Genomic DNA, 9,797 nt, shown 5'->3' on the forward strand with positions numbered 1-9,797 from the left:
AGGCTTTAGCCGCATTACATTCAGGGAACTCTCAGAAAGGGACCTCTCATGTCCACCGCATCCGAGGCCGAGAAGTCGGCCGTCAACGGAATCCGCACCGCGCTCGGCATCGGCGGCGTCCTCGCCCTCATCGTCGGCATCCTGATCCTGGTCTGGCCGGGCAAGACGGCCGCGGTCGTCACCGCCATCATCGCGATCTACGCCATCGCCGCGGGTCTCGTCTACGCCGGACTCGGCATCTTCTCCAAGACCAAGGGCGGGTGGGCGCGCGTCGGCCACATCCTGCTCGGCGTGCTGTTCATCATCGCCGGCGTCGTGGCGCTGTTCAACCTCACCGCGTCGACGGCATGGCTCGCGCTGTTCATCGGCATCCTCGTCGGCATCATGTGGATCGTCGAGGGCATCGTGGCGCTGTCGACGCTCGGTGACGCGGCGTCGAAGGGCTGGTCGATCTTCTTCGCCATCCTGAGCATCATCGCCGGTATCATCGTCCTCTTCTCGCCGGTCTGGGGCACGCTCGTGCTCTGGTGGATCCTGGGCATCTCGCTCATCGTCCTCGGCATCATCAACATCGTTCGCGCCTTCACCTTCAAGGGCGACCTCTGATCCGAGGCCGAACGGCAGAAGGCCCCGGGAGCATCCGCTCCCGGGGCCTTCTCGCATCCGTGGTCAGCTGCCGACCGGCAGATGGCGGGCCCACCAGTCGAGCACGGCGTCGAACCGCTCCACGCGATGCCGCGGCTGACCCGAGCGGGTGAGCTCGTGGTTCTCGCCCGGGAACACCAGCATCTCGGCCTCGGTGCCCTGGCGCTTGAGCGCCGAGAAGTACCTGGTGGCCTGCTCCAGCGGGCAGCGATAGTCCAGCTCGGAGTGCATCACGAGCGTCGGCGTCGTCACCTGCCCGACGACCGCCATCGGGCTCTGGCGGGCGATGTCCTCCGCCGAGACGCCGACGTACTCGTCGCCGAAGAACGAGCCGATGTCGCTCGTGCCCTGGAACGACACGGGCTCGAGGAAGCCGCGCTCGACGATCGCGCCGGCGAACCGGTGATCGTGGGCGATGACCCAGGCGGTCAGGTATCCGCCGTACGAGCCGCCCTGCACACCCACCCGATCGCCGTCGAGGCGCTCGTCCGACGCGATGGCGCCCTCGAGGAAGTCGATGACGTCGGCGAAGTCGACGGTGCCCATCTGCTGGCGGATGCTGCGCCCGTGCGCCGGACCGTAGCCCGAGGATCCGCGGGGGTTGGAGTAGACGACGGCGTACCCGGCGTCGACGAGCACCTGCGTCTCGTCGAAGAGATGCACGCCGTACGCCGCGAACGGTCCGCCGTGGATCTGCAGGATCACCGGGAACGGGCCCTCGCCCTCGGGCGTGGCGACCCAGCCGTGCACGGGATAGCCGTCGCGGCCGGTCACGGTGAGCTCGCGCGGGAGGGAGATCCCGGATGCCACGGCCCCCGCTCCGAAGTCGGTCAGGGTGCGCGCGACGCCGCCGTCGATGAGCACCAGCTCGCCGAACGAGTCGGGGCGTGCCACGGCTGCCACGACGCGGTCGCCGGCTGCGGCGTGGCCGCCGACCTCCACGTCGCCGCCCAGAACCTCCGACACCGCACCGGTGCGCGAGACCCGCAGCAGACGCACGCGTCCGCGAGTGCCGTCGTGTGCGAGGAAGTCGTCACCGTCGGCGCTGAGGTGGCCGTCGCCGAGATACACCTCGTCGGCATCGGTGAGGCGGCGCGGGCCGTCGGCCTCGAGCAGCCACAGCCCGACACGCGGGGCGACGAAGTCCCGCCCGTCGCCGACCTCGTGCGCGAGCACCCCGACCGCGCCGTCGTCGGCGACCGCGATGTCGAACACCGACAGGCCGGCGTCGACGCCCAGCACCTCGCGCTCGCCCGAGCCGTCCACGGCGACGGCGACGAGCCGCGTGCGCAGGTCGCGGACGGCGGACTCGATCTCGTCGGTCGAGGTGACCAGTTCGCGGCCGTCGGCCGAGAAGGCCAGCCCGGCGTGCGACGTCGTGCCCTCGGTCAGCTGCCGCGCCTCGGCGGCCACGAGCTTCTTCTTCGGCGCCGGCTCGTCGTCGCCGCGCACCGCGGCAGCCGGCTCGTAGAAGGGCTCGGCGTCCACATCCGGGGCGGCGATCACGAAGACGTGCGAGGGGCGGTCTCCGATGTAGCCCAGACCGTTCGCATGCCAGCGGATTCCTGTGATGTGCCGCGGCGACTCGGCGGCGGCATCCAGTCCTTCCACGCTGCCGTAGCGGCCCTTCTCGGGCACCCGTGCGAGGAACGCGATCGAGGCGCCGTCCGGCGACCACGCGTACTCCTCGACGCCGAGGACGGCCTCGGTGGCCTGGACCGGCTCGCCGCCCGCGGCGGGGACGACGTGCACCTGCGGCTTGCCCTTCGCGTCGCCGCGCACGAACGCGAGGCGCCTGCCGTCCGGCGACAGGCGCGGGGCGCCGTCGGCGGTGCCCCGCGTGAGGCGGCGGGGCGTGCCGTCGGGGAGCTCCACGCGCCACACCTGGCCGACGCCGCGGTTGGCGGTGATGTCGGGGCGCGAGGTCGCGAAGACGGCGAACGAGCCGTCGGGCGCGATGTCGGGGCGCGAGACGGAGATCAGCGTCTCGATGTCAGCGGCGCGCACCGGTCACTCCGCGACGAACGACGACACGTCGCCGATGAGGCGGGTGTTGTCGGCCGGCACCGGCTCGACGGCGGCGGCGGCGACCTCTGCCGCGAACTCCGCGACGTTGTAGAGCTTTCCGGCGTCCTCGCGGCGCGCGGCGATGGCTCCCGGGTTGGCTCGTTCGAGGAGCGTCGCGGTGATGGTGCCCTCGATCATGTCGCCCGACACGACGACGAACTCGACGCCGCGCTCGGTGAGCGCCGGGATCCGCTCGCGCAGCGCATCCTCGCCGGCGCGCTTGGAGAGGGCGACCGGCACGTACTCCGGCATCGTCGGCGTGGTGCGGATGAAGTGGGCCTGGTGGCTCGTGACGAAGACGACGCGCGAACCTTCGCCGAGCAGCGGCAGCGCCGTCTCGAGCACGCTCACCTGCGCGTCGCGGTTCAGCTTCAGCGCGTAGTCCTCGGCCATGCCCGACTCCATGCCGCCCGAGGCGTTCAGCACGAGGATGTCGAGCCCGCCGAACGCGCGCTGCACCTCGTCGAACATCGCCTGAACGGATGCCTCGTCGGTGAGGTCCGCGCCCACGACGAGCGTCTGCACGCCGAGCTCGCGCAGCTCGCCCGCGAGCTTCTCGGCACGCGGCGCCTTGTTGCGGTAGTTGATGACGACGTTCGCGCCGGCCTCGGCGAGGTAGCGGGCGGTGTCGGCGCCGATGCCTCGCGACGAGCCGGTGACGAGGGCGGTCTTGCCGCTCAGCGAACCAGCAGGAATCGGGGTGGAAGTCGGGTTGTTTGACTCGGTCACGGAACGACCCTACCTGGTAGGTTCGACGCAAGGAGGCGCACCGTGGAGCTCATCCAGACCATCGAGCAATGGGCGTGGATCGGCTGGCTCGTCCTGATCCTCGTCTTCCTCGTGATCGAGATGCTCACGCTCGATTTCACGTTCCTGATGCTGTCGATCGGCGGGCTCGCCGGACTCGGCGCAGACCTGCTCGGCGCCCCCATCTGGCTGCAGGTCATCATCGCCGCCGCGGCGGGCGCCCTGCTCATCCTGTTCCTCCGGCCGCCGCTCCTGCGGCGTCTGCGACGCGGCGAGGACCCGACGCCGTCGAACGTCGATCGGCTCATCGGTCTCACCGGGACGGTGCTCTCGACCGTGGGAGCCCACAGCGGGCAGGTCAAGCTCGTCAACGGCGATGTGTGGACCGCCCGTGCGGAACGCGGCGACCTCGAACCCGGTACGCGCATCCTGGTCAGCCGCATCGACGGCGCCACCGCGATCGTGCGCACCCCCGAACCGCTCAACCCCGCTGAGGAGCCCCACCTGTGAACGACTCCATCATCCCCACCGCCATCGGGTGGATCCTCGCGATCGCGGTCTTCATCTTCGTGCTGGTCGTCATCTTCCGGTCGATCCGCATCATTCCGCAGGCGAGCGCCGGGATCGTCGAGCGCCTCGGCAGGTATCACAAGACGCTCTCCCCCGGGCTGAACCTCCTGGTCCCGTTCATCGACCGTCTGCGCCCTCTCATCGACATGCGCGAGCAGGTGGTCTCGTTCCCACCGCAGCCGGTGATCACCGAAGACAACCTCGTCGTCTCGATCGACACGGTCGTGTACTTCCAGGTGACCGACGCCCGTGCCGCGACCTATGAGATCGCGAACTACCTCGGCGCCGTCGAGCAGCTCACGACGACCACTCTCCGAAACGTCGTCGGCGGCCTCAACCTCGAAGAGGCCCTCACCAGCCGCGACAACATCAACGGGCAGCTGCGCGTCGTACTCGACGAGGCCACCGGCAAGTGGGGCATCCGCGTCGGTCGTGTCGAGCTCAAGGCGATCGATCCGCCGCTGTCGATCCAGGACTCGATGGAGAAGCAGATGCGCGCCGAGCGCGATCGCCGCGCCGCGATCCTGACCGCCGAGGGTTCCAAGCAGTCGCAGATCCTCGAGGCCGAGGGACGCCGGCAGGCTGAGATCCTGCGTGCCGAGGGCGACAAGCAGGCTGCGGTGCTGCGCGCGCAGGGTGAGGCCGAGGCGATCCAGACGGTGTTCGACGCCATCCACTCGGGCAACCCCGACGACAAGCTGCTCGCCTACCAGTACCTGCAGACGCTGCCGAAGATCGCCGACAGCGCCTCGAGCAAGCTGTGGATCATCCCGAGCGAGTTCACCGAAGCGCTCAAGGGCCTGTCGGGGTCCTTCGCGGGTGTGATGGCGGATGCCGCCGGCAAGGCGCGCCCGTCGGCCACGGGCTCGATCGACCGGGGCTCCGACACCGCACCGTGACCCACCCCTGGTTCGCGGGGGCGGAGACTCCGCGCGTGCTCGCGCATCGCGGACTGGTGACTCCGGATGCGGCGGAGAGCGGGATCGTCGAGAACTCGTTCGCCGCCGTGGCCACCGCGCATTCGGCCGGTGCGACGTACGTCGAGTCGGACTGCCACCTGACCGCTGACGGGGTCGTCGTCCTCTTCCATGACGAGGACCTCACCCGTGTGACCGGCGACCCACGGCGGATCGCCCAGGTCACCGTTTCTGAACTCGAGACGCTCATGGCCGGCCGCGGCGGTCTCATCACGCTGGCGCAGGCCCTCGACGCGTTCCCCACCGTGCGGTTCAACCTCGACGTGAAGGCGATGGATGCCGCCACCGCCGTCGGCACGACCGTCGCGCCCTACGGTGACCGCGTGCTCCTGACCAGCTTCTCGGACGACCGCAGACGAGCGGCCCTGGCAGCAGCCGCGGCAGCGGGCGGCGGCATCCTTCCGGCGACCTCAGCCGGCACGGCGACCATCGCCCGACTTCTCGCGGCGCTGTCGACCCGGTCCGATCGGCTCGTGGCGCGGGCACTGCGGGGCATCGACGCCCTCCAGATCCCCGAACGTCAGCGGCGGCTGCGCGTGGTGACGCCGCGCCTGCTCGCGGCCGCCCACCGGCATGAGGTGGAGGTCCATGTGTGGACCGTCAACGAGCCCGCCGACATGCGTCGCCTCGTCGAACTGGGCGTCGACGGCATCGTCACCGATCGCGCCGACATCGCCCTCGACCTGCTCTCGTAGCACACGGGCATGGCCCGCGTGCCTCCCCGCTGTGCATCCACTGTGAAAGGTCGTTGAACAGACCCGCTTCGGATGATCCGCTCAGGTCACTTCGTTATACCTGTACAGCGACGAGAGGACCACAAAATGGCAGACCGCAGCCTGCGCGGCATCCGACTCGGCGCCCAGAGCCTACAGAGCGAAGAGGGCGTCGTGTTCCATGAGCGTGCACAGCACATCTACACGTGTTCGACGTGCGGACGCGACACGACCCTGACGTTCGCGGCCGATGCCGAGGTCCCGCCGGCCTGGGAGTGCCGCACCTGTGGTGCCGAGGCGCTCCTGCGTGTCGGCGAGGGCACGGCCACCGTCGACCACTCGGGCGACAAGACGCCCCGCAGCCACTGGGACATGCTCCTGGAGCGCCGCACCATCCCCGAGCTCGAAGAGCTCCTCGAAGAGCGCCTCGCCTACCTGCGGGCCCGCCGCGGCGGAGAAGACGCCGCCAAGCTCAGCGCCTGACGCTCAGTCGATTCCTGCGACGCCGGTCCCTTCGGGGGCCGGCGCTTTCGCGTTGCGCCGGCGGCCGAGCACCCCGACCGCCAGCAGCCCGATGACCGCGCCCCACACGAGCAGCAGCTGGATGCCCGCTCCGGCGAGGACGGCGGGTGTGAGGCCGGTGCGCAGCGGAACGTCCTCGAGCATGTGCCCGGCCGTGTCGGCGGGGATGCCGGCGATCTCGGAGCCGTCCGGCGCGATGATCTGACTCGTGCCGACGGTGGAGATGTTGACCACCGAGCGGCCGGTCTCGACCGCCCGCATCCGGGCGAACGCCAGCTGCTGGAGGTTCTCGTCGGTGCCGCGGAAGTCGGCGTTGTTCGTCTGGAACATGAACACCTCGGCGCCGTCCTTCGCGCCGTCCCACACCACGTCGTCGTAGATCACGTCGAAGCAGATGGCGAGGCCGACACCGACGCCATCGACGTCGAAGTAGGGTCGCGCTCCACCCGGGGTGTACTCACGCTGGATGAGGTCGATGAGCTCCGGTGCGAAGAGCCGGTAGAACCCGCGGTCGGGCACCCATTCCCCGAACGGCACAGGATGCCGCTTGTCGTACACGTCCACCGGGTTGTCGGCATCCTGCTCCCACAGCAGCGACGAGTTGAAGTACTCGTCACCGCGCTGGGTGACGGCCGCGACGATGAGCGGGGCGTCGATGCGCGCCGCCAGTTCGTCGAGCGTGCGGGCGGTGCTCGGATTCATGGTCGGGTCGGAGTCCACGCCGCCCTCAGGCCACAGCAGCACGTCCACGTCCTCGCCGAACAGCGGCGCGGTCGCCGACAGCTGGGCGTTCAGCACGTCGTTGTGGCCGCGCTCATCGAAGTAGCCGGCCGGGCCGTTGCCTTGGACGGCGGCCACGCGCATGCTGCCGGCATCCGTCGTCGGGAACTGCGGCAGGGCGAACAGGAGCACGATGAGCACCACGGCCGGCACCGGCGTGCGTAGGTCGCGGAACCGGCCGAGCCGCACCCACTCGACGGCGGACGCGCACAGCATCACGATGAGGAACGACAGCCCGGCGACGCCGACCCACGAGGCGACGCTCGCGAGCGGACTGTCGGCCTGCGTGATGCCGACCCTCCCCCACGGGAACCCGCCGTACGGCCACGTGCCCAGGAGCTGCTCCCGCAGCACCCACAGCGCCGCGACGAGCGCCGGGAGGGCCACCAGGCGCGCCCAGGCGCCGCCCCGCACCCGCGGAAGCCAGCGGTAGGCCAGAGCGATCGGCACGGCGGCGACCGCGGTGAGCGCCGCCTCGAGGAACGACAGCGCGAGCCACGGCACCGGCCCGAGATAGCGCGCCGTGAACGAGACGTTCACGAGGAAGAACGCCAGGCCGAACACGAAGCCCACGAGCACCGCGCTCCACGCCCGGCGCCCGATGAGGCTCACGAGCGTCAGCGGGATCGCGACGAACACCATGGGCCACCACGCCAGGGCCGGGAACGCCGTCGTCAGCGCCAGGCCGCCGACGGCCGCAGCGATGATGGCGGCCCACAGCGGCAGCAGCGGGCGGGGCAGGGGCGGGCGGCCCATCACACCCCCGAGTACGCCACGATGCCACGGCGCACGGCGTCGAGGGCCTTGCGCGCGGTGCCGGCGATCGGCTGGTCGGCGACGACCGACAGCTGGTCGAGGAGGTCGATGGTCTGCTTCGACCAGCGCACGAAGTCTCCGGCGGCCATGTCGGCCTCGATCAGCACGCGGTCGAGGGTCCCCCCGCGTGCCCACGTGTGCATCGCGCCCGAGAGGCTCGCAGAGATCGGCTCGGAGCCCGGCAGGCGGTGCTCGCGCTCGAGGTCGTCGAGCTCCTGCCACAGGGTGAGGGTGGCGTCGAAGGCCGGACGGAACGCTCCGCGGGGAAGACCGCGCTCCCCCGGGCCGCCGTCGTCACGCCGCGGCTCGTAGACGAGCGCGCACGCGAGCGCGGCGAGGGAGGCGGCATCCAGGTCCTTCCAGATGCCGCGACGCAGCGACTCCGCGACGAGGAGGTCGCGTTCGCCGTAGATGCGGCGCATCGTGCGGCCGGACGGCGTCAGGGAGGTCGCGCCGTCGTCCGAGACCGCCACGTAGTCGAGGGCGCCGAGCACGTCGACCACCCGGTCGAAGATGCGGGCGACGGTGCCGGTGCGGGTCTCGATCTGGCGCCGCAGCTTGTCGACGTCGCGCTTCATGCGCCAGTAGCGCTCGGCCCAGCGGGCGTGATGCTCGCGGTCCGGGCACGAATGGCACGGGTGCCGCTGCATCTGCTTGCGCAGGCTCGCGATCTGCCGCTGCCGCTCATCCCGGGTGCGGCGCGACGCGTTCGCGTCCTTGCGGTTCGTCTTCTCGAGGTCGCTGAGCTCGCGGCGGATGCGCGAGTACTCCGCGAAGTCGCCGCGGTCGCAGGTCATCGCCTTGGCGTATCCGGCGAGCGACTCCTCGAGCTCGCGCACCTGCCGGGCGATGCCGACGACGGCGCGGTCCGCTTGGAACTGCGCGAACGACGACTCCAGGATCTCGCGCGCCTTCGCGCGGCCGAACTGATCGATGAGGTTCACGGCCATGTTGTAGGTCGGCCGGAAGCTGGAGTTGAGCGGATAGGTGCGGCGCGACGCCAGCGCGGCGACCGCCTGCGGGTCGAGACCTTCGGTCCACTGGATGACCGCGTGCCCCTCGACGTCGATGCCGCGGCGTCCCGCACGGCCGGTGAGCTGCGTGTACTCCCCCGACGTGATGGCCACGCGCGCTTCGCCGTTGAACTTCTCCAGCTTCTCCAGCACCACGGTGCGCGCGGGCATGTTGATGCCCAGGGCGAGCGTCTCGGTCGCGAACACGACCTTCACGAGCTTGCGCTGGAACAGCTCCTCGACGACCTCTTTGAACGCCGGCAGCAGGCCCGCGTGATGCGACGCGACACCGCGCTCGAGGTTGTCGCGCCACTCCCAGAATCCGAGCACCGCGAGGTCCTCTTCGAGCAGCGTGCGCGTGCGCTCCTCGACGAGCTCGCGGATCTCGCGCCGCTCGTCCGGGGTCGTCAGCCGAACACCCGATCGCCGCACCTGCTGCACCGCCGCATCGCAGCCGACGCGGCTGAAGATGAAGAAGATCGCCGGCAGCAGGTTCGCCCGCGACAGCAGCTCCACGACATCCGGGCGGTCCATCCGCTCGATGCGCTGCACGTTCGCCGAGCGCACGGGGCGCTTCATGCCGCGGTTCGGGCGGCGGCGGGATGCCTCGTACCCGGCGTGGCGCGCGCTGTTCGCGGACTGCACGCGGCGGTTGTTGTCGTAGTTCGAGCCCTTGAACGACCGGATCCGCATGAGCTCCTGGTTGACCTGCGCGGTGGCGATGCCGGCGCGGTCGTCGAAGAGCGGCAGCAGGTCGCCGCGCACCAGCACGTGCTGCTCCAGCGGCACCGGACGGGTCTCTGAGACGATCACCTCGGTGTCACCGCGCACGGTGTCGAGCCAGTCACCGAACTCCTCGGCGTTGGATACCGTCGCCGACAGCGACACGAGCCGCACACTGGGCGCGAGGTGGATGATGACCTCCTCCCACACCGCCCCGCGGAACC

Annotated in this window: 9 protein-coding genes; 5 read left to right on the forward strand and 4 right to left on the reverse strand. The window is 70.4% G+C overall.

Annotated elements, in window-relative coordinates:
* Nucleotides 1-48 precede the first annotated feature (48 nt).
* Nucleotides 49-606, forward strand: a complete 558-nt coding sequence (locus tag ACTHNQ_RS05380; RefSeq protein ID WP_440331774.1) for an HdeD family acid-resistance protein — start codon at nucleotides 49-51, stop codon at nucleotides 604-606.
* A 63-nt stretch (nucleotides 607-669) separates the two neighbouring features.
* Here ACTHNQ_RS05380 and ACTHNQ_RS05385 read toward each other — a convergent pair whose 3' ends face one another.
* Together ACTHNQ_RS05385 and ACTHNQ_RS05390 are read right to left on the reverse strand one after the other, a co-directional pair.
* Nucleotides 670-2,652: a S9 family peptidase gene (locus ACTHNQ_RS05385; RefSeq protein ID WP_440331776.1), complete on the reverse strand. Its 1,983-nt coding sequence runs from the start codon at nucleotides 2,650-2,652 to the stop codon at nucleotides 670-672.
* A gap of 3 nt (nucleotides 2,653-2,655) precedes the next feature.
* Entirely contained in the window at nucleotides 2,656-3,441 is a 786-nt protein-coding gene (locus ACTHNQ_RS05390; RefSeq protein WP_440331778.1) for an SDR family oxidoreductase, read from the reverse strand.
* A 42-nt stretch (nucleotides 3,442-3,483) separates the two neighbouring features.
* On the opposite strand from ACTHNQ_RS05390, the gene ACTHNQ_RS05395 reads away from it, so the two are divergent.
* The 4 genes from ACTHNQ_RS05395 (at nucleotide 3,484) to ACTHNQ_RS05410 (ending at nucleotide 6,202) form a co-directional block, all read left to right on the forward strand.
* Nucleotides 3,484-3,969: an NfeD family protein gene (locus ACTHNQ_RS05395; protein WP_440331780.1), complete on the forward strand. Its 486-nt coding sequence runs from the start codon at nucleotides 3,484-3,486 to the stop codon at nucleotides 3,967-3,969.
* Entirely contained in the window at nucleotides 3,966-4,928 is a 963-nt protein-coding gene (locus ACTHNQ_RS05400) for an SPFH domain-containing protein (RefSeq protein WP_440331782.1), read from the forward strand. Before ACTHNQ_RS05395 ends, ACTHNQ_RS05400 begins: the two co-directional genes overlap by 4 nt.
* Nucleotides 4,925-5,701 carry a glycerophosphodiester phosphodiesterase family protein gene (locus ACTHNQ_RS05405; protein ID WP_440331784.1) on the forward strand — a complete coding sequence of 259 codons (777 nt, stop codon included), beginning with the start codon at nucleotides 4,925-4,927 and terminating at the stop codon, nucleotides 5,699-5,701. The genes ACTHNQ_RS05400 and ACTHNQ_RS05405 overlap by 4 nt, the downstream gene beginning before the upstream one ends.
* A gap of 126 nt (nucleotides 5,702-5,827) precedes the next feature.
* Nucleotides 5,828-6,202, forward strand: a complete 375-nt coding sequence (locus ACTHNQ_RS05410; protein WP_345543147.1) for an RNA polymerase-binding protein RbpA — start codon at nucleotides 5,828-5,830, stop codon at nucleotides 6,200-6,202.
* Nucleotides 6,203-6,205: 3 nt separating this feature from the next.
* Here the strand turns inward: ACTHNQ_RS05410 and lnt are convergent, their stop codons facing one another.
* Nucleotides 6,206-7,777, reverse strand: a complete 1,572-nt coding sequence (lnt, locus tag ACTHNQ_RS05415; RefSeq protein WP_440331786.1) for an apolipoprotein N-acyltransferase — start codon at nucleotides 7,775-7,777, stop codon at nucleotides 6,206-6,208.
* Nucleotides 7,777-9,797, reverse strand: a 2,021-nt coding sequence (locus ACTHNQ_RS05420; RefSeq protein ID WP_440331788.1) for a DEAD/DEAH box helicase, incomplete at its 5' end; no start/stop codon positions are given. The genes lnt and ACTHNQ_RS05420, both read right to left, overlap by 1 nt.

It is taken from the genome of Microbacterium sp., assembly GCF_051953575.1.
Classification (GTDB): domain Bacteria; phylum Actinomycetota; class Actinomycetes; order Actinomycetales; family Microbacteriaceae; genus Microbacterium.